The following is a 24,521-nucleotide window of genomic DNA, read 5'->3' as shown; positions in this document are numbered from 1 at the left end:
GGAGAATGGTCGAAAAACAAGTTGAAGTGAAACTAAAAACCGGACTGCAAGCGCGCCCGGCGGCGTTGTTCGTCCAAGAGGCGAACCGTTTTTCGGCGGACGTCTTTTTAGAGAAAGACGGCAAGCGGGTGAACGCGAAAAGCATTATGGGCTTGATGAGCCTAGCGATCGGCCATGGGGCTGTCATCACGTTGATCGCCGACGGTCCGGATGCACAGGAAGCGGTCGAAAAGCTTGCCGCCTATGTACAAAAAGAAAAATGAGAGGCGCGCTTGTACGGGTGATGTGGAAAGTTTCACCGGAGGAAGGCAAACAAGAAAAAAGGCTGCTCCGTTCGTAACGGAAGCAGCCTTTTGCGTTTACTTATCTTCCAAGCGTGTCAGCACGCGGTCAATAATGCCGTATTCTTGCGCTTTTTGCGCCGTCATAAAGTTGTCGCGATCCGTATCGCGCTCGATTACTTCGATCGGCTGGCCAGTATTTTCCGCCAAAATGCGGTTTAATTTGTCACGCAAGAACAAGATGCGTTTCGCTGCGATTTCGATTTCTGTCGCTTGCCCTTGGGCACCGCCGAGCGGTTGGTGAATCATCACTTCGCTGTTCGGAAGCGCAAACCGTTTTCCTTTCGCTCCCGCTGCTAACAAAAACGCTCCCATCGACGCGGCCATGCCGATGCAAATCGTCGACACGTCCGGTTTAATGAATTGCATCGTGTCGTAAATCGCTAAGCCCGCTGTGATCGAGCCGCCCGGGCTGTTAATGTAGAGAGAAATGTCTTTTTCCGGATCTTCAGCGGCCAAGAACAACAGCTGTGACACGATCGAGTTCGCCACTTGATCATCGATTGGGCTGCCGAGGAAAATAATCCGGTCTTTCAACAACCGTGAATAAATGTCATACGCCCGCTCCCCGCGGTTGGTCTGTTCAATGACAGTCGGGATTAAATACATGCAAAACGCCTCCTTTTCCACTATAAGGGTCCCTATGTACGCCTTAATCATACATGAATGGTCAATGAAGGTCAAACAAAACGCCTTCTCCCATTCACCTATATATATTCGCGAACAACAGCGAACATCCCTCTTTTCATCATAACCGCTTTTTCAGTTTTTAAACCAAGGTTTCCCTCGCTTCCTTTGTTGGCGATCGCGATAAAAGATAGGAACGCCAACAGCAGGGAATAGCCATCCAATTTTTCCTCTTTTTTTATTGTATTTTTCCTCTTGCATTTTTTTTTGATCCTGCTATAATAGAACATGCGACGGAACGAAGCAGAAAAAACAACAACATAACATGCCCTCGTAGTGTAGTGGATAGCACGAGAGATTCCGGTTCTCTTAGCGTGGGTTCGAATCCTGCCGAGGGCGTCTCAACAAAACGGTTGCGTCAGCAACCGTTTTTCATTTGCCAAGCTGTTGCCGTGATGCCGCGGAATGGTTGTGGAGCGGTAAACGAAGTGTCTTTTTCGGTTTTGCACGTTTGAATGATATTGTAACAAAAGATCTGCCCCCAAATCCCTGTGTCATACATTTTTCATAGACGGGATTATCTGAGAAGCTCCCACTTCAATCAAACCATAAGGTGGATTAAGTGGTGGGGGCACAGAAAAGATGTTGTCTTCGGCCCGAGCATGAACGTGGCATCCAACGTACGTACATGTTCATAGAAAAGACCCATGAGCGTTTCACCTAGGCATGAGCATGAGACCTAAGGAGAGCGCGTTTTGCTCTCTGCTCAAGTATGAAAGGTGGCCTTTTAGGCATATCCGTGTTCAACGAAAAGAGGAATGAAAGCATCCGAGTCCTCGGGTGCTTTTGTTTTGCCTGCGGGCGGCCGTCAAAAATTTCTCCTACCCCCCATCGTCACTGTCGTGTACAATATAAAGAAAGGGGGCGTGACGATGAGGGCGGAGTTATGGCAAGAGCAGCGGCTGCAGTTGTCGCTGACGAAGGAGCTTGTGCAGGCGATTGAACTGCTGCAATATTCGGCACTTGATTTGGAAGCGTTTTTATACGAACAGTCGCTTGAAAACCCATTTTTAGAAATCCGCCGCGGTCGGATGCGGCGGAGAACAAGCCGAACGGACAAAGATCGGAAGCAATGGCTCGAAAATATCAGCGGCCGGACGGAGACGCTTGCTGGCCACTTGCTTGCCCAACTTCCGGGATTGATGCTGCCGGCGAAGGAAGAGCGCATGGTTCGTCATCTGATCGCTGCGCTAGATGAAGATGGCTATTTGCGCGTACCGCTTGCCGAGTTGGCAGCGCGATTCTCCGTATCGGAGCAAGAGGTCGAACGTGCGCTGCGTTTTGTGCAATCGCTTGACCCACCGGGAGTCGGTGCGCGTGATTTGGCCGAGTGTCTCCTTCTGCAGCTTGAGCGCCGGCCGGAGCGTGATGAGTTGGCGGAGACGATCGTTCGCCATCATTTTGTCGCCTTTGCCGAAAAAGCGTGGAAGACGCTTGCGAAACAACTCGGCGTCAGCCTCGGTGAGCTGCAGCGTGTCTTCGAGCTCATCCGCACGCTTGAGCCGCGGCCCGGTATCCATTATGCGAACGAAACGCCGCATTTTATCGTGCCCGATTTGATCGTCACCCGCCAAGCGGACGGCGGTTGGATTGTTACCTATAACGATGACATCCATCCGGAGCTCGGGTGGAATAAGGAATACGAGCGGCATATTGTTGCCGTTGGCGATCGGCACGCTGAGCGATTTATGAAAGAAAAGTATCGGCAGTTTACATGGCTCGCCAAAAGTTTAGAACAACGGAAGCAGACGCTAGTTCACCTCATGGGCATCATTATTGACCGCCAGCGCTCTTGTTTTGAAAGCGGCCTGTCGGCGCTGAAGCCGATGACGATGCGCGAAGTGGCCGAAGAACTCGGCGTCCATGAATCAACTGTGAGCCGTGCGGTCCGGCATAAATATGTGCAAACGCCGTTTGGCACGATCGAGCTGCGTCGCTTTTTTTCCAGTGCTGCCACGGCTGGAGCGGGGGAGACGGCTTCCTCTGTTCAAGTGAAAGCGATCATTCAAACGCTCATTTCCGCCGAAGACCGGCGGGCGCCACTTTCCGACCAACAGCTTGCCGATTTGCTTCGCGATCAGCATGGCATTGCCATCTCACGACGCACGGTCGCCAAATATCGCGAACAGCTGCGCATTCCGTCATCAGCCAAACGAAAACAATATACGAGCCTGCCGTAAAGGCAATGAACAGAAAACAAGTGGCAAACGCTATAAGAAAGAAAGGAAGAAACGCATGCACATCCGTCTGTATACAAAAACGAACTGTCCGCTTTGTGAAAAGGCCAAAGCCGTTTTAACCGAGCTGCAAGCGGACTATTCATTCACGATCGAAGAGATCGATATTTATCAAGATGACGCGTTGCTTGAGAAATACCAGTTAATGATCCCAGTCATCGAACTTGACGGTGAAGAAATCGGATACGGGATGATTGAAAAAGAAATGGTGAGAAAGCGGTTGCGGCAGGCGCAAAAAGGTTGAACACCTTTATTCCTCCTGCTATAATGGAAATGGAGCGGGAGGAATTTTTTATGGACTAGTGGGACATAATATGTCATACCGGGACACATAATGTCCCTATGATTGGTTAGGGAGAAAGGTCTGATGCAATCGTTATTAGAGGCACAAAAAAAATTATTGCCTGACTTGCTTGATGTTATGCAAAAACGGTATCAAATTTTGCACTCTATTTCGCTCATGGCACCGATCGGGAGACGGGCGCTAGCTGCCAGCCTTGGTATGAGCGAGCGAGTGCTTCGATCGGAAACCGAATTTTTAAAAGGGCAAAACTTGCTTTCTACCGATGTGTCAGGCATGCGGTTAACGGAAGAAGGCCAGGCGTTGCTTCACACGCTTAATGACTTGATGAGGGAAGCGCTTGGGCTCAAGGAATTGGAAACAGCGCTGAAACAGCGGTTGAACGTTGCGCGCGTTGTTGTGGTCGCTGGGGATAGTGACCGTTCTCCTTGGGTAAAAAAAGAATTGGGAAGAGCGTGTGTCGCCTGCATGAAAGAACAGCTCCGGCCCGGCGATATTGTCGCTGTGGCTGGCGGAACGACCATGGCAGCGGTGGCTGAAATGATGACGCCGGATCCGAAGCTTGCTGATGTGTTGTTCGTCCCGGCGCGCGGAGGGCTTGGTGAAGATGTTGAAAACCAAGCGAATACGATTTGCGCCAAAATGGCGGAAAAAGCGACCGGCCGTTACCGGCTGTTGCATGTGCCTGACCAGCTGAGCGGTGAGGCGTATGCATCGCTCATTGAAGAACCGGCAGTGAAAGAAGTACTTGAGCTGATTCAATCGTGCCGTATGGTCGTCCATGGCATCGGCGAAGCAGTGACGATGGCGAAACGGCGGAAGACGCCGCCTGTGGAGATGGAAAAAATCATCGCCCGCCATGCGGTCGCCGAGGCGTTTGGTTATTATTTCAATGAACACGGTGATGTCGTTCACAAAGTAAAAACCGTCGGTATTCAGCTCGAAAACCTCCCGCATGTTGAACATGTCATCGCCGTCGCTGGAGGCGCCTCGAAGGCGAAGGCCATTCAGGCGTACATAAAGCGGGCACCGCATTCCCTCTTGGTGACGGACGAAGGCGCCGCCAAAGCGTTAGTAGGGGATTAACGTCCCTTGCCGATACAAATCATCCATAATGTAAGGAGGAAAATACGATGGCAGTAAAAATTGGGATTAACGGATTTGGCCGTATCGGGCGTAACGTGTTCCGTGCGGCATTGAAAAACCCGGACATTGAAGTAGTGGCAGTCAACGATTTAACAGATGCGAACACGCTGGCTCATTTGTTGAAATATGACTCGGTTCATGGTCCGCTTGATGCCGAAGTGTCGGTGAACGGCAATAACTTAGTCGTCAACGGCAAAGAAATTATCGTAAAAGCAGAACGCGATCCAGCACAACTCGCATGGGGCGATATTGGCGTTGAGATCGTTGTCGAATCGACGGGCCGCTTCACGAAACGTGAAGATGCAGCCAAACATTTAGAAGCAGGCGCGAAAAAAGTCATCATTTCCGCTCCGGCGAAAAACGAAGATATTACGATCGTGATGGGTGTCAACCAAGACAAATACGATCCGCAAAACCATCATGTCATTTCGAACGCTTCGTGCACGACAAACTGCTTGGCGCCGTTTGCGAAAGTGCTGCATGAAAAATTCGGTATCGTTCGCGGTATGATGACGACCGTTCACTCGTATACGAACGACCAACAAATTTTGGACTTGCCGCATAAAGACTTGCGCCGGGCTCGTGCTGCTGCGGAATCGATCATTCCGACGACGACTGGTGCAGCAAAAGCTGTTGCCCTTGTTTTACCGGAATTGAAAGGAAAATTAAACGGAATGGCAATGCGCGTGCCGACGCCGAACGTATCGGTTGTTGACTTGGTTGCTGAACTCGAAAAAGAAGTAACGGTTGAAGAAGTGAACGCTGCGTTGAAAGCTGCTGCGGAAGGCGAGTTAAAAGGTATTTTGGCCTATAGCGAAGAGCCGCTCGTTTCGCGCGATTACAACGGCAACCCGGCGTCGTCCACGATCGATGCGCTTTCGACGATGGTCATCGAAGGCAAAATGGTCAAAGTGGTTTCGTGGTATGACAACGAAACGGGTTATTCGAACCGTGTTGTTGATTTGGCCGCCTACATTGCGTCAAAAGGACTGTAAGACCAGCTTGGCATTGAGTTTTCCATTGATTCAAGTCTATAATAGGGAAATGGAGGGGAGCGGGGAAATGATCCCCACTCCTTTTCCTTTGCCAAAACTGTGACCAAAGGGGGCCAGAACGATGAACAAGAAGACGATCCGCGACGTTGAGGTGAGGGGAAAGCGCGTCTTTTGCCGTGTCGATTTTAACGTGCCGATGGAAGATGGCGCCATCACCGATGATACACGCATTCGTGCGGCACTGCCGACGATCCAGTATTTGATCGAACACGGAGCGAAAGTCATTTTGGCCAGCCACCTCGGCCGTCCGAAAGGAAAAGTCGTCGAAGAACTGCGCTTAGATGCCGTCGCCAAGCGTCTCGGTGAATTGCTTGAGCGGCCGGTCGTGAAAACGAACGAAGCAATCGGCGATGAAGTAAAAGCGGCAGTCGCCAACTTAAATGAAGGCGACGTCCTCTTGCTTGAGAACGTCCGTTTTTATCCTGGTGAAGAGAAAAACGATCCCGAACTCGCTCGGGCGTTTGCCGAACTGGCTGATCTGTACGTGAACGATGCATTCGGAGCGGCGCACCGTGCCCATGCGTCAACCGAAGGGATCGCTCATTACTTACCAGCCGTCGCTGGGTTTTTGATGGAAAAAGAAATCGAAGTGCTTGGCAAGGCGCTTTCGAACCCTGATCGCCCGTTTACGGCGATTATCGGCGGCGCAAAAGTGAAAGATAAAATCGGAGTCATCGAAAACTTGCTCGATAAAGTCGACAACTTGATTATCGGCGGCGGGCTGGCGTATACGTTCGTAAAAGCGCTCGGCCATGACGTCGGCAAGTCGTTGCTTGAGGAAGATAAAATCGAGCTGGCGAAATCGTTTATGGAAAAAGCGAAAGAAAAAGGCGTCCGTTTTTACATGCCGGTCGATGTGGTTGTGGCAGACCGGTTTGCCAATGACGCCAATACAAAAGTGGTGCCGATTGACGCCATTCCAAGCGATTGGGAGGCGCTTGACATCGGTCCGCAAACGCGTGAATTGTACCGCGATGTCATTCGCCAATCCAAACTTGTCGTCTGGAACGGCCCGATGGGCGTCTTTGAAATGGAGACGTTCTCTCATGGGACGAGAGCAGTCGCCGAAGCGCTCGCTGAAGCTGCGGATACATACTCGGTCATCGGCGGCGGAGACTCGGCTGCGGCGGTTGAAAAATTTGACTTGGCGGACAAAATGGACCACATTTCTACGGGTGGCGGCGCTTCCCTTGAGTTTATGGAAGGCAAGCAGCTGCCAGGGGTCGTAGCGTTAAACGACAAATGATCTAGCGCGTCCGATGGGACGCCCCTGGCGGCAGTCGCCGCCTAGCGAAAGGAAAGGTGAACGATGAGAAAACCGATCATTGCAGGCAACTGGAAAATGCATAAAACATTGACGGAAGCTGTTCAGTTTGTCGAGGAAGTCAAAGGGCTTGTACCTCCGAAAGCGGAAGTTGATTCCGTCATTTGTGCACCATTTTTGTTTTTAGATCGGTTGGTGCAAAATACAAACGGCACCGATTTACAAATCGGGGCGCAAACGATGCATTTTGCCGACCAAGGAGCATATACCGGTGAAGTGAGCCCGGTGATGCTCAAAGACCTTGGTGTGACGTATGTCATTCTCGGCCATTCCGAGCGTCGGCAAATGTTTGCCGAAACGGATGAAACGGTCAATAAGAAAGTGTTGGCCGCCTTCACCCGTGGTCTCGTGCCAATCATTTGTTGCGGCGAGACGCTCGAAGAACGGGAAGCAGGGCAGACGAATGCGGTTGTCGCTTCACAAGTGGAAAAAGCGCTCGCTGGATTGACGCCAGATCAAGTGAAGCAAGCGGTTATCGCTTACGAGCCGATTTGGGCGATCGGCACTGGCAAATCGTCGACCGCTGAAGATGCCAACAACGTCTGCGGCCATATCCGTTCTGTCGTCGCACGTCTGTTTGGCGCGGAAGCGGCGGAGGCCATCCGCATCCAATACGGTGGCAGCGTCAAACCGGAAAATATCAGCGACTTTTTAGCACAAGAACACATCGATGGAGCGTTAGTTGGTGGCGCGAGCCTTGAACCGGCTTCGTTCTTGAAGCTTGTGGAGGCGGGGCGCCATGAGTAAACGTCCGGTTGCTCTCATCATTTTAGACGGATTTGCGCTGCGCGAGGAAACGTATGGCAATGCGGTTGCCCAAGCGAACAAGCCGAATTTTGACCGTTATTGGAACGAGTATCCGCATGCGACATTGAAAGCGTGCGGCGAGGCGGTCGGGTTGCCGGAAGGGCAAATGGGCAACTCGGAAGTCGGTCACTTGAACATCGGCGCCGGCCGCATTGTGTACCAAAGCTTGACGCGAGTGAATATCGCTATTCGCGAAGGCGAATTTGACCGGAACGAAACGTTTTTAGCGGCGATGAACCATGTGAAACAACATGGGACAAGCTTGCATTTGTTCGGCTTGCTTTCCGACGGCGGAGTCCATAGCCACATCCATCACTTGTACGCTCTTTTGCGCCTAGCGGCGAAAGAAGGCGTAAAACGCGTGTACATCCATGGCTTTTTGGACGGCCGTGACGTTGGCCCGCAGACAGCGCCGCAATACATTAAAGAACTACAGGAAAAAATCAAGGAATACGGCGTCGGCGAAATCGCCACCTTATCAGGACGCTACTACTCGATGGACCGCGATAAACGGTGGGAGCGTGTTGAAAAGGCATATCGGGCGATGGTGTACGGCGAAGGCCCGACCTACCGCGATCCGCTCGAGTGTATCGAAGACTCATACAAAAACGGCATTTACGATGAGTTCGTGCTTCCATCGGTCATCGTCCGCGAAGACGGTTCACCGGTGGCGACGATTCAAGACAATGACGCGATTATTTTCTATAACTTCCGTCCAGACCGGGCGATCCAAATTTCGAACACATTTACGAATGAAGATTTCCGCGAGTTTGATCGCGGCCCGAAACATCCGAAAAACTTGTTTTTCGTCTGCTTGACGCATTTCAGCGAAACGGTGAAAGGCTATGTCGCGTTCAAGCCGACGAACCTCGACAACACGATCGGCGAAGTGTTGTCGCAGCACGGCTTGCGCCAATTGCGCATCGCGGAAACCGAAAAATATCCGCATGTGACGTTTTTCATGAGCGGCGGCCGTGAGGAGAAATTTCCAGGCGAAGACCGGATTTTGATCAACTCGCCGAAAGTGGCGACGTATGACTTAAAACCGGAAATGAGCGCCTATGAAGTGACGGAGGCGTTGTTAAAAGAGATTGCAGCGGACAAGTACGACGCGATCATTTTGAACTACGCCAATCCGGATATGGTCGGCCACTCCGGCATGCTCGAACCGACGATTAAGGCGGTCGAAGCGGTCGATGAGTGCCTTGGCAAAGTCGTCGATGCCATTTTAGAAAAAGGTGGAATTGCCATCATCACTGCCGACCACGGTAATGCTGATGAAGTGCTGACGCCAGAGGGCAAGCCGCAAACGGCTCATACGACGAATCCGGTGCCGGTCATTGTCACCAAACACGGCATCGAGTTGCGCAAAGACGGCATTTTAGGCGATTTGGCGCCGACGATGCTTGATTTGCTCGGCTTGCCGCAACCGAAAGAAATGACCGGAAAAACGTTAATCGTTAAATAACAAACACGGAAAAGGAGAGTGTCGATATGTCTGCGATTATTGATGTGTATGCGCGTGAAGTGCTCGATTCGCGCGGCAATCCAACCGTAGAAGTGGAAGTATACACGGAAGAAGGCGGCTTCGGCCGTGCGTTAGTGCCAAGCGGCGCTTCGACGGGCGAATATGAAGCGGTTGAATTGCGTGACGGCGACAAAAACCGCTACCTCGGCAAAGGGGTGCTCAAAGCGGTTGAGAACGTCAACGAAGTGATTGCTCCGGAAATCATCGGCTTAGAAGTGACTGATCAAGTGGCGATCGACCGCGCGTTGATTGAACTTGACGGCACGGAAAACAAAGGAAAGCTTGGGGCGAATGCTATTTTAGGCGTGTCGCTCGCGGTCGCTCGCGCTGCGGCTGATGAGCTTGGCTTGCCGTTGTACCAATACTTGGGCGGCTTTAACGCTAAAACGCTGCCTGTACCGATGATGAACATTTTAAACGGCGGCGCGCATGCGGACAACAACGTTGACATTCAAGAATTCATGATCATGCCGGTCGGTGCGGAAAGCTTCCGTGAAGCGCTGCGCATGGGTGCAGAAATTTTCCATAGCTTAAAAGCTGTGTTAAAAGCGAAAGGCTACAACACGGCTGTCGGTGACGAAGGCGGATTTGCTCCGAACTTAAAATCGAACGAAGAAGCGCTGCAAACGATCATTGAAGCGATCGAAAAAGCCGGCTACAAACCAGGCGAACAAGTGATGCTCGCTATGGACGTTGCTTCGTCGGAGCTGTACAACAAAGAAGATGGCAAATATCATTTGGAAGGCGAAGGCGTCGTCAAAACATCAGAAGAAATGGTTGCTTGGTATGAAGAGCTTGTGTCGAAATATCCGATCATCTCGATCGAAGACGGACTTGACGAAAATGACTGGGAAGGCCATAAACTGCTTACTGAGCGCCTTGGCCACAAAGTGCAGCTCGTCGGTGACGACTTGTTTGTAACGAACACGAAAAAACTGGCCGAAGGCATTGAAAAAGGCGTCGGCAACTCGATTTTAATTAAAGTGAACCAAATCGGTACACTGACGGAAACGTTCGATGCCATTGAGATGGCCAAACGCGCCGGCTACACGGCGGTTGTGTCGCACCGTTCCGGTGAAACGGAAGACAGCACGATTGCCGATATCGCTGTCGCAACAAACGCTGGCCAAATCAAAACGGGAGCACCGTCGCGTACGGACCGCGTCGCAAAATACAACCAGCTGCTCCGCATTGAAGACGAACTTGGCCACACGGCTATTTACCAAGGCATTCGTTCGTTTTACAATTTGAAAAAATAACGGGAATCAACAACAAAGGGTGTCTCCAACGTTGCGAGACACCCTCTTTAATTACGGGAAACAGAAATGATTTCCTATCGATAGCAAAAAATGGACGTGGGTAAACCATTCGTTTATAATATCTTTTTGTAATCGTTAGAATATTGAAAAAGGGGATGGGAACCGTGATCGTGGAAACAAAGTACGGTCGGTTGCGCGGGGGAACAAATGAAGGGGTTTTCTATTGGAAAGGGATTCCGTACGCGAAAGCGCCGGTCGGTGAACGCCGTTTTTTGCCGCCGGAACCGCCCGATGCATGGGACGGAGTGCGTGAGGCGACATCGTTTGGACCGGTCGTCATGCAGCCGTCCGATTCGATGTTCAGCCAGCTGCTCGGACGGATGAATGAACCAATGAGCGAGGATGGGTTGTATCTGAACATTTGGTCACCGGCGGCGGATGGGAAGAAGCGCCCGGTATTGTTTTGGATTCATGGCGGCGCTTTTTTATTCGGCTCCGGTTCATTTCCATGGTATGATGGAACGGCGTTTGCCAAACACGGCGATGTCGTTGTCGTGACGATCAACTACCGGATGAGCGTGTTTGGCTTTTTGTATTTGGGAGATGCGTTTGGCGAAACGTATGCCCAGGCGGGAAATCTTGGCATATTGGATCAAGTGGCGGCGCTGCGCTGGGTGAAAGAGAACATTGAGGCGTTCGGCGGTGATCCGGACAACATTACGATTTTTGGCGAATCAGCCGGAGCGGCAAGCGTTGGCGTGCTGTTGTCGCTTCCGGAAGCAAGCGGGCTGTTTCGACGCGCTATATTGCAAAGCGGATCGGGTTCGCTTCTTCTTCGTTCTCCGGAGACGGCGATGGCTCTGACTGAACGCATTTTAGAACGTGCCGGCATCCGTCCGGGTGACCGCGATCGGCTGCTGTCGATTCCAGCAGCAGAGCTATTGCAGGCGGCGATGTCGCTCGGCCCAGGAATCACGTACGGTCCAGTGGTTGACGGACATGTGTTGCGACGCCATCCGATCGAAGCGCTCCACGACGGGGCAGCAAGTGATATTCCAATCCTAATTGGCGTGACGAAAGACGAATACAATTTGTTTTCATTGACTGATCCGTCATTGACAAGACTCGAAGAAAAAGAACTGCTTGACCGGATGAACCGTGAGGTCGGGCCTATTCCGGAGGAGGCGGTACGCTATTACGCGGAAACAGCGGATCGGTCGGCACCCGCGTGGCAAACATGGCTGCGCATCATGACGTACCTTGTTTTTGTCGACGGAATGTTGCGAACGGCGGATGCCCAAGCAGCGCAAGGGGCGAATGTGTACATGTATCGGTTTGATTATGAAACGCCGGCGTTCGGTGGACAACTGAAAGCGTGCCATACGCTCGAGTTGCCGTTTGTGTTTCATAACCTCCATCAGCCTGGTGTCGAGAATTTCGTCGGCAACCGACCAGAGCGTGAGGCGATTGCCAGCGAAATGCATGGTGCCTGGCTTTCGTTCGCCCGCACCGGCAACCCGAACGGCGCTCATTTACCAGAGAAGTGGCCCGTATACACAAAAGAGCACAAACCGGTGTTTGTCTTTTCGGCTGCGAGCCATGTGGAAGACGATCCGTTCGGTCGCGAACGGGAAGCGTGGCAAGGACGCCTTTGACGAAAAAATCCATAAGCAACATGTGTCCTTCGTCTGAACACGATCAAGGTACGCGCATTTTCGCGGAAAAGACCGTGGGCAAACGTTCGCCTTTACCTCTAAAAGGAATGACGCAACGTGTCTGCACTTCACAGGAAAGAGGACGAAACGGTTGGTTTTCAGAATAGGAAAAGGTGTCCCGTTTTTTGGGACACCTTCTTCTATGTATCGCTCAATCATTTGCTTCTGTGGCAGGAAGCCCGAATCGCTCGGCGAGTGCCGGATCACGATCGATCGCCTCAATCAGTTTCCGCATGACGTTCACATCAAACGTAAAATTCGAACCGATTGGCGAGGTGACGAAAATTTTCCCTTCTTTCGCCTCGCGTGCTCGTTTAAATTGATAGCCGTCAATCGCAATGACGACTCGTTCGTCTGGCCTTGCCATTAGGAATCCCTCCATCGCTGTTTTTTCTTTCATTGTACTTGATTTTGAGGATGAACACCAACGTTCATGACACGCTCTTAAGGATAACGGATGGGAGAGCGTTAGAGGGCGGTGAATTTCATCAAGAACGTAGCACAAAACGACATTTTTTCATTATAGACGTCTTGATGTTTGGAATGATCGGAAAAGGCGATTGTTAGGCGGGGATCATGATCCACTAGCAGATGAAAGTGAAGAGCAACGAAATGGTCTCTTTGTTTCACAACAAATGAATTGGTGCCATTCAAGGCGGAGACAGGTGAGGCAGTTGCTGCAAACGATAATGTATGGTATAGTAAAAATATTGCAACGTAGGTCGTTGGAGGTGTCAGGCATGCATGCCTTGCTTGTGACGTTGCTTGTCATTGTATCGATTGCGCTGATTGCGATTGTGTTGTTGCAGTCAGGCCGAAGCGCAGGGCTGTCGGGGGCGATTACCGGCGGTGCCGAACAGCTGTTTGGCAAACAGAAAGCGCGCGGGCTTGATGCAGTGTTTCAGCGCGTGACGGTCGTGTTGGCCATTTTGTTTTTTGTGCTGACGATTCTCGTCGCATATGTCCAACCATCATAAGCGAAAAGCGGGGGGCGGTCCTTACAAAAACGGGCTGCCTTTTCTATTTCATCTAGAGAGGAAGGAGAACGATGATGAAAATTGTTCCGCCAAAACCGTTTTTCTTTGAAGCCGGTGAGCGTGCCGTTTTGCTTTTGCATGGATTTACCGGAAACTCCGCTGATGTTCGGATGCTCGGACGCTTTCTCGAATCAAAAGGCTACACGTGCCATGCGCCGATTTACAAAGGGCATGGCGTGCCGCCGGAAGAGCTCGTCCATACCGGTCCGGACGATTGGTGGCAAGATGTGATGAACGGTTATCAGTTTTTGAAAAACAAAGGATATGAAAAAATCGCGGTTGCTGGGTTGTCGCTTGGAGGCGTATTTTCCTTAAAATTAGGTTACACTGTACCTATAGAAGGAATTGTGACCATGTGCGCACCGATGTACATCAAAAGCGAAGAAACGATGTATGAAGGTGTGCTTGAGTATGCGCGCGAATATAAAAAACGGGAAGGAAAATCGGCAGAACAAATCGAACAGGAAATGGAACGGTTCAAACAAACGCCGATGAAAACATTAAAAGCGCTGCAAGCGTTGATCGCCGATGTGCGTGAGCAACTGGATTTGATTTACGCGCCGACGTTTGTCGTTCAAGCGCGCCATGACCACATGATCAACCCGGACAGCGCCAACATCATTTATAACGAAATTGAATCGCCGGTCAAGCAAATCAAATGGTACGAACAATCCGGCCATGTTATTACGCTTGATCAAGAAAAAGAGCAGCTGCATGAAGATATTTATGCGTTTCTTGAGTCGTTAGATTGGTAACGACGGAAAGGAGGAGAGGGCCGATGGATCACGCATTGGCCGAACGAATTTTAACGTTTATGCGCGACGAGGCGTACAAGCCGCTGACAGTTCAAGAGCTCGAAGAAGCGTTTGGGATCACGGAGGCGGACGAATTTAAAACGTTCGTTAAAACGCTTGTCGCCATGGAAGAGGAAGGGCTTGTCGTTCGGACACGCAGCAACCGCTACGGTGTGCCTGAACGGATGAATCTCGTGCGCGGTAAAGTGACTGGCCATGCGAAAGGATTTGCCTTCGTCACGCCGGAAGAACCGGGAATGGACGACATTTTCATCCCGCCGTCGGAGCTGAAAAATGCCATGCACGGCGACACGGTGCTCGTACGCGTCCAATCCGAGTCCGGCGGAGCGCGCCGCGAAGGGACGATCGTCCGCATTTTGGAGCGCGGGGTGAAAGAAGTCGTCGGTACATATACGGAAAGCAAATATTTCGGCTTTGTCATCCCCGATGATAAGCGGATCGTCAACGATATTTTCATCCCGAAAAACGCGGCGAACGGGGCGGTCGAAGGGCATAAAGTCGTCGTCCGGCTCACATCATACCCGGAAGGACGAATGAGCGCCGAAGGGGAAGTCGTCCAAATTCTTGGCCATAAAAACGACCCGGGCGTCGATATTTTATCGGTCATCTATAAGCACGGCTTACCGCTTCAGTTTCCGGATGATGTCATCGATCATGCCAATCGTGTTCCTGATGTGATTACGGAAAAGGATCTCGAGGGGCGCCGCGACTTGCGCGGTGAGATGATCGTCACCATCGACGGCGAAGATGCGAAAGACTTGGACGATGCGGTGACCGTGACAAAACTTGAGAACGGAAACTATAAACTGGGCGTCCATATTGCCGATGTGAGCCATTATGTCGAAGAAGGCTCGCCGATTGACCGCGAAGCGTACGAACGCGGAACGAGCGTCTATTTGGTCGATCGTGTCATTCCGATGATTCCGCACCGGTTGTCGAACGGCATTTGCTCGCTTAACCCGAAAGTCGACCGGTTGACGCTATCGTGTGAAATGGAAATCACCCCGCAAGGCGAAGTCGTCAGTCATGACATTTTCCAGAGCGTCATCCGCACGACGGAACGGATGACATATTCTGACGTCAATAAAATTTTGGTCGATAAAGATGAGGCGTTGCGTGAAAAATACGCGCCGCTTGTGCCGATGTTTGAACTCATGGCTGAGCTCGCCGACATTTTGCGAACGAAGCGGATGAAGCGCGGGGCGATCGATTTCGATTTTAAAGAAGCGAAAGTGCTCGTTGATGAAAACGGCAAGCCATATGACGTCGTTTTGCGCGAGCGATCCGTTGCCGAGCGGCTCATTGAAGAGTTTATGTTGGTGGCGAACGAAACGGTCGCCGAGCATTTCCATTGGCTCAACGTGCCGTTTATGTACCGCGTCCATGAGGATCCGAAGCCGGAGAAACTGCAGCGCTTTTTGGAATTCATTACGAACTTCGGCTATGTCGTCAAAGGGACGGGCAACCAAATCCATCCGCGCGCCTTGCAGCAAATTCTCGAAGCGGTGCGCGGCGAACCGGAAGAAATGGTCATTTCCACCGTCATGCTCCGGTCGATGAAGCAAGCCCGTTATGACGCGGAAAGCCTTGGCCATTATGGCTTGTCCACCGAGTTTTACACCCATTTTACGTCCCCGATCCGCCGCTATCCGGACTTAATCGTCCACCGGTTGATTCGGACGTATCTCATTAACGGACAGATGGATCCTGACACCCAGCAAAAATGGGCGGAAAAGCTGCCTGACATCGCCGAACATGCGTCCAACATGGAACGGCGCGCCGTCGAGGCTGAGCGTGAAACCGATGACTTAAAGAAAACAGAGTTTATGGAAGATAAAATCGGGATGGAATTTGACGGCATCATTAGTTCCGTCACGAACTTCGGTTTGTTTGTCGAGCTCCCGAACACGATCGAAGGATTGGTGCACGTCAGCTATTTAACAGACGATTATTACCGTTACGACGAGCGCAACTATGCCATGGTCGGCGAGCGGACGGGGAAAATGTACCGCATCGGCGATGAGATTACCGTCCGTGTCATTAACGTCAACAAAGACGAACGAATCGTTGATTTTGAAATTGTCGGCATGAAAGGGCGCCGCCCGCCGAAAGCGAAAGCGGCACCGGTTGTCATTGAAGGGAAAAAGCAAAAGAAAGCAAAGGCACAAGCGAAAAAGAACAACGCTGGCCGCCATACCAAAGCGAAAAAGAAGAAAAAGAAAAAACGGTGAGGAAAAGCCGAGCAGGCGGCTTTTCCTTCTTTTTCGTTTTTGGTACAATAAAAGCGCTACGAATGAGGAGGAGGACGTTCATGCCAAAAGGGGAAGGAAAAGTCATCGCGCAAAACAAAAAAGCGCGCCATGATTATTTTATTGAAGAAACGTATGAAGCGGGGCTTGTTTTGCAAGGGACGGAAATTAAATCGATCCGCAACGGCCGGGTGAACTTAAAAGATTCGTTCGCCAAAGTGGAAAAAGGGGAAGTATTTCTCCATAATATGCATATTAGTCCGTATGAACAAGGCAACCGCTACAACCATGATCCGCTGCGGACGCGCAAGCTCCTCCTGCACCGCCGCGAAATCAACAAACTGATCGGCTACACGAAAGAGCAAGGGTATACGCTCGTACCGCTGAAATTGTATATCAAAAACGGCTTTGCCAAAGTGGAACTTGGCGTCGCCAAAGGGAAGAAAAAATACGACAAGCGCGAAGACATGAAGCGGAAAGAAGCGCAGCGAGAAATCGAGCGGGCGTTCCGTGAGCGGCAAAAAATTTAGCGCATATTTCCATTGAAAATGCGTTCAGCCATGATATAATAAGAGTACGAAAGCCAGTGATTCATGCTTAAGCTCCGATCTTTCTTCGCAACCGCGGGGACGATCCGGATTCGACAGGGGTAGGTCGAGCTTAAGCGGCGAGCCGAGGGAGACGTCCTCGTAAAAACGTCACCTAAAGATAACTGGCAAAGAAAACTACGCTTTAGCTGCCTAATTGCTGCAGCTAGCTCCTCCCGCCATCGCCCGTGTGGCGTCCGAGGGGTTCATATGAAGCGGGCTACGCCCAAATCCGCCGCCTGAGGACGAGGGAAGAGACGAACCAGGCTAGCCGTCGGGAGGCCTGTCGGTAGGCGGAACGAACGGCGAAGCAAAATATACCGACTACGCTCGTAGATGCTTAAGTGGCGATGCCTCTGGACGTGGGTTCGACTCCCACCGTCTCCATTCATTTGATGTCGTAAGTGCCAAAATCCTTGATATAAGGGTTTTGGCACTTTTTGATTTTGAAGCTATTTCTCGAAAGCGACGGATCTCTCACTGTAGAAAAAAGAAAGAGCGAATGGAGAACATCCGTCGTTTTCTTCATTCGCTCTTTTTTGGACATTCCGGTTTATGATGCGTTAGGCATTCGCAGCTGCTTTTAAAGCCTCTTCAATCGCATGTTCGAGATCGATGATGGAATCTGTAGGTTCAAATCGTTTCAGGACTTGTCCGTTGGCATCCACTAAAAATTTGGTAAAGTTCCAACGAATGTTCTTGCCGTCAAGGAAGAATGGGTTGATTTCTTGAATTTTCGTTTTCAGCATTTTCTCTTCCAAATTAACACCGAACTCACGACAATCTGCTTGTTCTTTTAAGTATTGGAAAAGCGGATGGGCGTGTTCTCCGTTGACATCAATCACTTCAAAAATAGGGAACGTTACACCGAATTTGACTTTACACATCGTTGCCGTCTCTTGGCCGTTTTCAGGATTTTGCTCTGCAAACTGATTGCTTGGAAAACCTAAAATCACGAATCCTTGATGGGCAAACTTTTTATACAATCTTTGTAAATCTTCAAATTGATATGTAAAACGACAGTGGTTTGCTGTGTTCACAATTAACATCGTTTTATTTCGCTATGTTTCCATGGATAAGATTTCACCATTAGGCTTTTTTACTAGATAATCATAAATCGTTGTCATCAGCCATCCCCTTCTGAAGAATGATTTTTATCTAATGATTAGTATATCTTTCCTCTTTGTTCCTTCAACTCATATGCAACGACTTGAAGATAGGAATGATGAGCCGCTCCCGCTTCTACAAGTGAGAGAGGTTCATTAAGGCATACACACGAAAAAACGCATCAAAGAAAGCCTCTTTTTCCTTTGCGGATGAAGAGGCTTTTTATATTTACTGTTTTGTCGTGCCATTGATGCGAAACGCCCCGTAACGAGATGCTTGACCGGGCTTGGTTGTTGTCATGTTTTCGGTGGGGCTTCATACGTATAAAGAGGAACGATTTTTTACTTTAGTTTATAAGGAGGAACAGCGCATGAACCAACCGTATGCGTCCCCTCAGCTCGTTTCGCTCATTGATCCTTATGTATATCATGCTCTTCAATCACTGCTCGGTCAACAGGTGGTAGTGGAAACGACTCGGAATTCGCTGCTTGGCACGTTGAGAGACGTCAAGCCGGATCATCTCGTGCTTACGGCTCATCAAAAGGTGTATTATATTCGCTTGGCGCAAGTCGTTTCCGTTCACCTTGGCGACGTAGGGAAAGGAGGAGCATACCGTGGTGTTTCAGAGGATTGATCGGTTGGCCATCGAATTGCCGCCACCGAAGTACGCGGACGCGAATGCGGCGGCCGCTGTTCAAGAGCTACTAGGCGGTCGCTTTGGAGAAATGTCCACGTTGAACAATTATTTGTTTCAGTCATTCAACTTTCGGCAAAAATCAAAACTGCGCCCGTTTTACGAGCTGGTGGCGAGCATTACGGCGGAAGAATTCGGCCATGTCGAGCTTGTCGCCAATACGATCAACCTTTGTTTAACTGGGACCACCCATCCCGGCGATCCCGATTGTACGCCGATGAGAGAGGCAAAAGACAAACGCAATTCGTATCATTTCATCGCCACTGCGCAAACCGCCTTTCCTGGTGATTCTATGGGCAATCCGTGGAAGGGAGAGTATGTGTTCAACAGTGGCAACTTGATTTTGGATTTGCTTCATAACTTTTTCTTGGAATGCGGCGCGCGCACGCATAAAATGCGCGTGTATGAAATGACGAACCATCCGACTGCCCGTGAGATGATCGGCTACTTGTTGGTGCGGGGCGGTGTTCATATTTTAGCGTATGCGAAAGCATTGGAAGTGGCGACTGGCGTTGATGTGAAGAAGATGTTGCCGATCCCGAAGTTAGATAACCGGGCGTTCGATGAAGCGCGCAAATATGAAGACCAAGGCCTCCATCGCCGTTTGTATACGTTCAGCGATCGATATTACAAGGAGATCGCCCGCATTTGGCATGGGACGCATCCGAGTGACGGACAGCCGCTGGAAGTGGTGGAAGGCGCCCCGCAAGGAGGAACGATTCCAGATTTGGATGCCGTGCCGGAAGAATTTGCCCCTGGCATTTCCATGGAAGACTTTTTGGACATTGGCAAGCGGCTGATGCGTTCGGCTGGGTTGTAGAAAAGCTGTTTGCGTTCATCTATCACCATCTTTGGGCATGGACGGATCGAGGGGTCCCTATATAAACGAGCCCCTCTTTTTTCTATGCGCATCGATCCCACGGTATGACCATTCGCATTCCCTCGGCAGTTGGCTTTCTCCCACTTGGCATCGGAACTCGATTGCTCCTCTCTGCCTCATTTCGTTTCACACATGGTTGCTTTTTTCGTTCATGATGGGCATGGCGACGGTTTGTTGCAACAGGTTGAGAAAATGATGGACGCTTTTGGGCACATAGCGTTGTCGATCGATGATGACGGCGGCTTCTGCTTTCATTGATGAGTCAACAATTGGGAGGACGCGAATGCCAAGAAGACGAAACAAGGAAACGGTTGACTGTGGCACAATGGTAGCGCCCATGCCTTGGGCGACAAGGGAAAGCAAAATGGTTGCATCCGGGCATTCGCATAGAACGTTTGGCTCAAACCCATGACGGCGGCATTCCTCGACGACCCGTTCGTACTGTCCGGCGCCGTGTACACGGTGAAGAAGGAGGAGCGGCCACTCTGCAAAATCGCGCATCGATAAGGAAGAGCGGCTCAATGCCCAATGCTCAGGCAAGACGGCGACATAACGGTCGCTTGGCAGCGGAATGATGTCGTAATGAGACGAATCGATCGGTAGGCGGACAATGCCGATGTCAATGTGCCGCTCTTGAAGAAGCTGGCAAATGGAAAACGTATCTCCTTCGCGAAGATGAAACGTGACGTTCGGAAACTGTTCGTGGAATTGGCGGATCGTTTGGGCCAAATAGGAAAAGCACGATTTGACGCAGCCGACAGCCAATGTTCCCGTTGCCCCCGTTTCGATTTCTTTCACTTCCGCGATGGCGTCATCTAGCTGGTGCAACAGTTGTTTCGCCTTTTCGTAAAACAATTTGCCCGGTGCGGTGAGCTCCATTTTTTTCGCTTTCCGGTCAAACAATGGGACGCCGAGCTTTTCTTCGAGTTGCTTCAACTGTTGGCTGAGCGGCGGCTGAGCGATATGAAGTTTTTGTGCCGCCTTCGTGATTTGTCCCTCTTCGGCGATGGTAACGAAGTATTTTAGCTGTTTCACATCGATCATGTCCGTGTCTCCTTTCTCTACCGCTTCTATATATTTTTCATATAGAATAGTTGATTCTTTTTGTATTTTTCATATATGAAATCATATGTTATATTAATTTTGAACATTCTGAATGATAGCGCTTACTTCATCTATTATACTTGAAAATGGGAGGAATGAAAATGCCAGCCAAAACAGGAAATCAGTATATGGAGAGGCTGAAGCAGGCGAAAAGCAGCGTGTACATTCATGGGGAAAAAGTCGAAGATGTCACCGTCCACCCGGCGTTTCGCAATGTCGTTCGCTCCATGGCGGCGCTGTACGACCGGCAATATGAAAAGCCGGACAAGATGTTGTATCGGTCGCCGACAACCGGACAGTTGGTCGGGATGACGTTTATCCAGCCGACCACGATCGATGAGCTCATCGCCCGCCGCGAAGCAACGCAAGAGTGGGCGCGGATGTCGGCCGGAATGATGGGGCGCTCGCCGGATTACTTAAACGCCGAAGTGATGGCGATGGGCATCGCCAATGATTTGTTTGCCGAAGACGACCCGATGTTTGCCGAGAATGCGAGAAACTATTATGAATATGCGCGGGAAAATGACATCAGCTTGACCCATACGCTCATCCATCCGCAAATGAACCGCGCCAAGGCGCTTCACGAGCAAAAAGACGCCGATGTGCCGCTCCATTTGGTGGAACGGCGAAAAGACGGCATCATCGTCAGCGGTATCCGTCTGTTGGCGACGCAAGGTGGAATCACAGATGAAATTTTAGTGTTCCCGTCTACGGTGAAAAAATCGACAGCCGGTGAAGATCCGTATGCGCTCGCCTTTGCCATCCCGAACAATACGCCGGGGGTGAAGTTCATTTGCCGCGAGGCGTTCGATTACGGGCGCAGCACGTGGGATCATCCGCTCGCGTCTCGATTTGAAGAAGGCGATGCGATCGTTTCGTTTGAAAACGTGTTTGTGCCATGGGAGCGCGTCTTTGTTTGCGGCAATTCGTCGATTTGTAACCGGACGTTCCGTGAAACGAATGCGGTCGTTCATATGTCCCATCAAGTTGTGGCGAAAAACATCGTCAAAACGGAGTTTTTGCTTGGGGTTACCCTTTGTCTCATTGAAGCAATCGGCATTGGTGAGTTTCAACATGTGAAGGACAAAGGGGCGGAAATCATGCTTGCTCTCGAAACGATGAAAAGCCACTTGTACCGGGCTGAGCATAACGCAAAGCCAGATCGTTGGGGAACGATGACACCGGATTTTGCCGCTTTGGATGCTGCGCGCAACTGGTATCCGCGCGTGTATCCGCGTTTGGTGGAAATCATCCGCATTTTAGGGGCGTCCGGCTTGATGGCGATTCCGACGGAAGCAGATTTTGAACATGAAGAAATTGGGGACATCGTCCGCCGGGCGATGCAAGGGGCGACGGTGGACGGTTATGAACGTGTCCAACTGTTCCGGCTGGCTTGGGATTTGACGATGAGCGCGTTCGGTGCGCGGCAGACGCACTATGAATATTACTTTTTCGGTGACCCCGTGCGGATGGGGATGGCCTATTTCGACGGCTATGAAAAAGAGTCGTATAAACAGTTTGTGCAAGAATTTTTGCGTACGAAAAAAAGTGTTTCGATTCCGTTGAACAGCGATCATTGATTAGAGGGGGAGAGGAACAATGACGTTTTCCATCATTCGTTGTGCTCGCGCGGTGCTGCATGTGACTGATTTGGCCGCGTCGCGTGACTTTTACGAACGGGTGCTTGGATTTGTCGTGACGGAAGCGGATCGTGAGCATATCTATTTGCGCGGGTTGGAAGAATATCACCACCATAGCTTAGTGCTGAAAAAAGCGTCGCGTCCGGCGGTTGAAGCACTTAGCTACAAAGTCGGTTCCGAGCAAGAACTCGAAGCGCTGTACGAATGGTTTGCGGCGCAACAGCTGAACCCGAGATGGCTTGAGGACGGCTCGCAGCGTGCCATCGGACGGGCGTTTCGCGTCCAAGACCCATTAGGGCTGCCGCTTGAGTTTTTCGCGCATATGGAGAAAACCGAGCGGTTGTTGCAGCGCTATGACTTGTATCGCGGTGCCCGCGTCCAACGCATTGACCATTTCAACTGCGCAATAACGGATGTCCAGAAAGGATACGATTTTTACGTCCGCGGTTTAGGTTTTGCCTGCTCAGAATATACGGAAACAAAGGATGGCAAGCTGTGGGCGGCTTGGCTGCATCGGAAGCAAAATGTCCATGATTTGGCGCTCATGAACGGGAAAGGTCCGCGCCTTCATCATATCGGTTTTTGGCTGCCGGATCCGCTCAGCCTGATTCATGCGTGCGATGTGCTGGCGGCATCGGGATATAGCTCCAGCATTGAACGGGGGCCGGGGCGGCATGGGTTATCCAATGCGTTCTTTGTCTATTTGCGTGACCCGGACGGCCATCGAATCGAGTTGTATAACGGTGATTATTTGACGAGCGATCCGGATTTTCCGCCGATTCGCTGGGATTTGGACGATCCGCGGCGTCAGACGTTTTGGGGGCATGCGGCGCCGGATAGTTGGTTTGAAGAGGCGTCGGACATGTTGGACGTCCATAGCGGCGAACCGATTGAACCGAACGAACCGACGTTGCAGAAAGTGAAACCGACCTTTTTGATCTAACAAAAATCATATATGATTTTATAGTTGATTTGATATATATTATTCTGTATAATGTGATTAAGATTCTGAAAAATCAGTCCATTAGGAGGCAAGGGGGATGGCATACCGCGAGGTGAAAGAGCGGCTGCGCGGCTCGATTGCGCCGGTCGTCACGCCGTTTGATGAAGAAGGAAACGTTGATTTGACCACGTTGACGTCGCTCATTGATTGGCATATAAAAAGCGGCACACACGGCATTTCGGTGACGGGAACATCCGGCGAACCGAGCTCGCTGACGCTTGACGAGCGAAAACAAGTGATGGAAACAGCGAAAAAGGCGGTCGCCGGGCGCGTGCCGTTCGTGCCGGGGACAGGCTCGACGAACCATGCAGAAACGATCGAGTTGACCAAATTTGCGCAAGAGATTGGGGCCGATGCCGCCATGGTCATCGTCCCGTATTACAACCGCCCGTCCCAGCAGGCGCTGTATAAGCATTTTAAGGCGGTGGCTGAGTCGGTTGACATTCCCATCATCGTCTACAATATCCCAGGGCGTACGGCGGTCAATTTGGAAGTTAAAACGTTGGCGCGGCTCGTCGAGGACTGCCCGAACATTATCGGGGTGAAGGAGTCCAACAAAGATTTCGAACATGTCAATCGGGTGCTATGGCATTGCGGGCGCGATTTTCTACTGTTCTCCGGCATCGAGCTGTTGTGCTATCCGATGTTGGCGATCGGCGGCGCCGGTTCGATCAGCGCAACGGCCAACGTGGTGCCGCAGAAGGTAGCCGAGCTGCATGATGCTTGGTTTGACGGCGACGTCAAGCGGGCGCAAGACCTTCACTTTGAACTGATGGAGCTCAATGATGTGCTGTTTATTGAAACGAACCCAGGACCGGTAAAGGCAGCGCTTGGCATGTTGGGAAAAATCACCCCGAAGCTTCGTCTGCCGCTTGATTTGCCGAGTGAAGAGCACCAGGAACAAATCCGCCGCACGCTCGTCAAATATGGGTTGTTGACTGAGGCGGCACAGCAGCCGGCGAAATAAGCGTTGCCGGCTGTTCCGCCTGAAGGAAGGCGGGCGGC

22 protein-coding genes, 1 tRNA gene, 1 other RNA gene and 1 pseudogene are annotated in these 24,521 nt (G+C 51.0%); 21 read left to right on the top strand and 4 right to left on the bottom strand.

The window, feature by feature from the left end; genetic code table 11:
• Window positions 1–5 precede the first annotated feature (5 nt).
• Window positions 6–263: an HPr family phosphocarrier protein gene (locus IC804_RS07505; RefSeq protein ID WP_008880296.1), complete on the top strand. Its 258-nt coding sequence runs from the start codon at window positions 6–8 to the stop codon at window positions 261–263.
• A gap of 96 nt (window positions 264–359) precedes the next feature.
• Here the strand turns inward: IC804_RS07505 and clpP are convergent, their stop codons facing one another.
• The gene (gene clpP / locus IC804_RS07500) at window positions 360–950 is read right to left on the bottom strand and encodes an ATP-dependent Clp endopeptidase proteolytic subunit ClpP (RefSeq protein ID WP_008880295.1); all 591 of its coding nucleotides are present in this window, start codon (window positions 948–950) and stop codon (window positions 360–362) included.
• A 345-nt stretch (window positions 951–1,295) separates the two neighbouring features.
• Between clpP and IC804_RS07495 the strand changes: the two genes are divergently transcribed.
• The 10 genes from IC804_RS07495 (at window position 1,296) to IC804_RS07450 (ending at window position 12,340) form a co-directional block, all read left to right on the top strand.
• Window positions 1,296–1,367, top strand: a tRNA-Arg gene (locus IC804_RS07495).
• A 533-nt stretch (window positions 1,368–1,900) separates the two neighbouring features.
• Window positions 1,901–3,208, top strand: coding sequence for an RNA polymerase factor sigma-54 (gene rpoN, locus IC804_RS07490; RefSeq protein ID WP_060476241.1), 1,308 nt, complete (start codon window positions 1,901–1,903; stop codon window positions 3,206–3,208).
• 55 nt (window positions 3,209–3,263) lie between these two features.
• Window positions 3,264–3,509, top strand: coding sequence for a glutaredoxin family protein (locus tag IC804_RS07485; protein ID WP_008880292.1), 246 nt, complete (start codon window positions 3,264–3,266; stop codon window positions 3,507–3,509).
• A gap of 123 nt (window positions 3,510–3,632) precedes the next feature.
• The gene (locus IC804_RS07480; RefSeq protein WP_081157325.1) at window positions 3,633–4,652 is read left to right on the top strand and encodes a sugar-binding transcriptional regulator; all 1,020 of its coding nucleotides are present in this window, start codon (window positions 3,633–3,635) and stop codon (window positions 4,650–4,652) included.
• 47 nt (window positions 4,653–4,699) lie between these two features.
• Window positions 4,700–5,707 (top strand): type I glyceraldehyde-3-phosphate dehydrogenase, encoded by a 1,008-nt coding sequence (gene gap, locus IC804_RS07475; RefSeq protein WP_008880290.1) that lies wholly within the window; start codon window positions 4,700–4,702, stop codon window positions 5,705–5,707.
• Between the two features lie 121 nt (window positions 5,708–5,828).
• A complete protein-coding gene (gene pgk / locus IC804_RS07470) occupies window positions 5,829–7,013 on the top strand; it encodes a phosphoglycerate kinase (protein WP_008880289.1) in 1,185 nt (394 codons plus the stop codon).
• Between the two features lie 63 nt (window positions 7,014–7,076).
• On the top strand, window positions 7,077–7,838 hold the full coding sequence (gene tpiA / locus IC804_RS07465; RefSeq protein ID WP_008880288.1) for a triose-phosphate isomerase: 762 nt from the start codon (window positions 7,077–7,079) through the stop codon (window positions 7,836–7,838).
• Complete coding sequence (gpmI, locus tag IC804_RS07460) at window positions 7,831–9,366, top strand: 2,3-bisphosphoglycerate-independent phosphoglycerate mutase (RefSeq protein ID WP_008880287.1); 1,536 nt, start codon at window positions 7,831–7,833, stop codon at window positions 9,364–9,366. The genes tpiA and gpmI overlap by 8 nt, the downstream gene beginning before the upstream one ends.
• A gap of 26 nt (window positions 9,367–9,392) precedes the next feature.
• Window positions 9,393–10,685 carry a phosphopyruvate hydratase gene (gene eno, locus IC804_RS07455; protein WP_008880286.1) on the top strand — a complete coding sequence of 431 codons (1,293 nt, stop codon included), beginning with the start codon at window positions 9,393–9,395 and terminating at the stop codon, window positions 10,683–10,685.
• A 155-nt stretch (window positions 10,686–10,840) separates the two neighbouring features.
• The gene (locus tag IC804_RS07450; protein WP_011888170.1) at window positions 10,841–12,340 is read left to right on the top strand and encodes a carboxylesterase/lipase family protein; all 1,500 of its coding nucleotides are present in this window, start codon (window positions 10,841–10,843) and stop codon (window positions 12,338–12,340) included.
• A gap of 211 nt (window positions 12,341–12,551) precedes the next feature.
• Here IC804_RS07450 and IC804_RS07445 read toward each other — a convergent pair whose 3' ends face one another.
• The gene (locus IC804_RS07445; RefSeq protein WP_008880284.1) at window positions 12,552–12,767 is read right to left on the bottom strand and encodes a hypothetical protein; all 216 of its coding nucleotides are present in this window, start codon (window positions 12,765–12,767) and stop codon (window positions 12,552–12,554) included.
• A 373-nt stretch (window positions 12,768–13,140) separates the two neighbouring features.
• Between IC804_RS07445 and secG the strand changes: the two genes are divergently transcribed.
• The 5 genes from secG to ssrA all read left to right on the top strand — a co-directional run bounded on the left by secG (window position 13,141) and on the right by ssrA (window position 17,478).
• Window positions 13,141–13,377 carry a preprotein translocase subunit SecG gene (gene secG / locus IC804_RS07440; protein WP_008880283.1) on the top strand — a complete coding sequence of 79 codons (237 nt, stop codon included), beginning with the start codon at window positions 13,141–13,143 and terminating at the stop codon, window positions 13,375–13,377.
• Window positions 13,378–13,451: 74 nt separating this feature from the next.
• Window positions 13,452–14,192, top strand: coding sequence for a carboxylesterase (gene estA, locus IC804_RS07435; RefSeq protein ID WP_008880282.1), 741 nt, complete (start codon window positions 13,452–13,454; stop codon window positions 14,190–14,192).
• 23 nt (window positions 14,193–14,215) lie between these two features.
• On the top strand, window positions 14,216–16,483 hold the full coding sequence (rnr, locus tag IC804_RS07430) for a ribonuclease R (RefSeq protein ID WP_008880281.1): 2,268 nt from the start codon (window positions 14,216–14,218) through the stop codon (window positions 16,481–16,483).
• 80 nt (window positions 16,484–16,563) lie between these two features.
• Window positions 16,564–17,031: an SsrA-binding protein SmpB gene (gene smpB / locus IC804_RS07425; RefSeq protein ID WP_008880280.1), complete on the top strand. Its 468-nt coding sequence runs from the start codon at window positions 16,564–16,566 to the stop codon at window positions 17,029–17,031.
• A gap of 95 nt (window positions 17,032–17,126) precedes the next feature.
• Window positions 17,127–17,478, top strand: a transfer-messenger RNA (tmRNA) gene (gene ssrA, locus IC804_RS07420).
• Between the two features lie 173 nt (window positions 17,479–17,651).
• On the opposite strand, the pseudogene IC804_RS07415 reads toward ssrA, so the two are convergent.
• A pseudogene (locus IC804_RS07415) lies at window positions 17,652–18,215 on the bottom strand (glutathione peroxidase).
• Window positions 18,216–18,565: 350 nt separating this feature from the next.
• On the opposite strand from IC804_RS07415, the gene IC804_RS07410 reads away from it, so the two are divergent.
• Both IC804_RS07410 and IC804_RS07405 read left to right on the top strand, forming a co-directional pair.
• Window positions 18,566–18,829 (top strand): YuzF family protein, encoded by a 264-nt coding sequence (locus IC804_RS07410; protein ID WP_008880278.1) that lies wholly within the window; start codon window positions 18,566–18,568, stop codon window positions 18,827–18,829.
• On the top strand, window positions 18,813–19,709 hold the full coding sequence (locus tag IC804_RS07405) for a manganese catalase family protein (RefSeq protein WP_011888165.1): 897 nt from the start codon (window positions 18,813–18,815) through the stop codon (window positions 19,707–19,709). The genes IC804_RS07410 and IC804_RS07405 overlap by 17 nt, the downstream gene beginning before the upstream one ends.
• 186 nt (window positions 19,710–19,895) lie before the next feature.
• Here the strand turns inward: IC804_RS07405 and IC804_RS07400 are convergent, their stop codons facing one another.
• The gene (locus tag IC804_RS07400; protein WP_081157324.1) at window positions 19,896–20,813 is read right to left on the bottom strand and encodes a LysR family transcriptional regulator; all 918 of its coding nucleotides are present in this window, start codon (window positions 20,811–20,813) and stop codon (window positions 19,896–19,898) included.
• 161 nt (window positions 20,814–20,974) lie between these two features.
• Here IC804_RS07400 and hpaB point away from each other — a divergent pair, with 161 nt between their 5' ends.
• The 3 genes from hpaB to hpaI all read left to right on the top strand — a co-directional run bounded on the left by hpaB (window position 20,975) and on the right by hpaI (window position 24,483).
• Window positions 20,975–22,453: a 4-hydroxyphenylacetate 3-monooxygenase, oxygenase component gene (gene hpaB, locus IC804_RS07395; RefSeq protein WP_008880275.1), complete on the top strand. Its 1,479-nt coding sequence runs from the start codon at window positions 20,975–20,977 to the stop codon at window positions 22,451–22,453.
• A 19-nt stretch (window positions 22,454–22,472) separates the two neighbouring features.
• Window positions 22,473–23,456, top strand: coding sequence for a 3,4-dihydroxyphenylacetate 2,3-dioxygenase (gene hpaD, locus IC804_RS07390; RefSeq protein ID WP_008880274.1), 984 nt, complete (start codon window positions 22,473–22,475; stop codon window positions 23,454–23,456).
• 97 nt (window positions 23,457–23,553) lie between these two features.
• On the top strand, window positions 23,554–24,483 hold the full coding sequence (gene hpaI / locus IC804_RS07385) for a 2,4-dihydroxyhept-2-ene-1,7-dioic acid aldolase (protein WP_008880273.1): 930 nt from the start codon (window positions 23,554–23,556) through the stop codon (window positions 24,481–24,483).
• Window positions 24,484–24,521: the final 38 nt, after the last annotated feature.

Source organism: Geobacillus sp. 47C-IIb (assembly GCF_014679705.1).
Lineage (GTDB): Bacteria > Bacillota > Bacilli > Bacillales > Anoxybacillaceae > Geobacillus > Geobacillus thermodenitrificans.
The sequence above is the reverse complement of the archived record's forward strand: the minus strand, read 5'-3'. Positions and strand labels throughout refer to the sequence as shown.

Coding starts and splice junctions, on each gene's coding strand:
- rpoN (WP_060476241.1), top strand. CDS start 1,901: ATGAGGGCGGAGTTATGGCAAGAGCAGCGGCTGCAGTTGTCGCTGACG.
- secG (WP_008880283.1), top strand. CDS start 13,141: ATGCATGCCTTGCTTGTGACGTTGCTTGTCATTGTATCGATTGCGCTG.
- eno (WP_008880286.1), top strand. CDS start 9,393: ATGTCTGCGATTATTGATGTGTATGCGCGTGAAGTGCTCGATTCGCGC.
- estA (WP_008880282.1), top strand. CDS start 13,452: ATGAAAATTGTTCCGCCAAAACCGTTTTTCTTTGAAGCCGGTGAGCGT.
- hpaD (WP_008880274.1), top strand. CDS start 22,473: ATGACGTTTTCCATCATTCGTTGTGCTCGCGCGGTGCTGCATGTGACT.
- hpaI (WP_008880273.1), top strand. CDS start 23,554: ATGGCATACCGCGAGGTGAAAGAGCGGCTGCGCGGCTCGATTGCGCCG.
- IC804_RS07480 (WP_081157325.1), top strand. CDS start 3,633: ATGCAATCGTTATTAGAGGCACAAAAAAAATTATTGCCTGACTTGCTT.
- smpB (WP_008880280.1), top strand. CDS start 16,564: ATGCCAAAAGGGGAAGGAAAAGTCATCGCGCAAAACAAAAAAGCGCGC.
- IC804_RS07450 (WP_011888170.1), top strand. CDS start 10,841: ATGGGAACCGTGATCGTGGAAACAAAGTACGGTCGGTTGCGCGGGGGA.
- gap (WP_008880290.1), top strand. CDS start 4,700: ATGGCAGTAAAAATTGGGATTAACGGATTTGGCCGTATCGGGCGTAAC.
- rnr (WP_008880281.1), top strand. CDS start 14,216: ATGGATCACGCATTGGCCGAACGAATTTTAACGTTTATGCGCGACGAG.
- gpmI (WP_008880287.1), top strand. CDS start 7,831: ATGAGTAAACGTCCGGTTGCTCTCATCATTTTAGACGGATTTGCGCTG.
- hpaB (WP_008880275.1), top strand. CDS start 20,975: ATGCCAGCCAAAACAGGAAATCAGTATATGGAGAGGCTGAAGCAGGCG.
- IC804_RS07505 (WP_008880296.1), top strand. CDS start 6: ATGGTCGAAAAACAAGTTGAAGTGAAACTAAAAACCGGACTGCAAGCG.
- tpiA (WP_008880288.1), top strand. CDS start 7,077: ATGAGAAAACCGATCATTGCAGGCAACTGGAAAATGCATAAAACATTG.
- IC804_RS07445 (WP_008880284.1), bottom strand. CDS start 12,767: ATGGCAAGGCCAGACGAACGAGTCGTCATTGCGATTGACGGCTATCAA.
- pgk (WP_008880289.1), top strand. CDS start 5,829: ATGAACAAGAAGACGATCCGCGACGTTGAGGTGAGGGGAAAGCGCGTC.
- IC804_RS07410 (WP_008880278.1), top strand. CDS start 18,566: ATGAACCAACCGTATGCGTCCCCTCAGCTCGTTTCGCTCATTGATCCT.
- IC804_RS07485 (WP_008880292.1), top strand. CDS start 3,264: ATGCACATCCGTCTGTATACAAAAACGAACTGTCCGCTTTGTGAAAAG.
- IC804_RS07400 (WP_081157324.1), bottom strand. CDS start 20,813: ATGATCGATGTGAAACAGCTAAAATACTTCGTTACCATCGCCGAAGAG.
- clpP (WP_008880295.1), bottom strand. CDS start 950: ATGTATTTAATCCCGACTGTCATTGAACAGACCAACCGCGGGGAGCGG.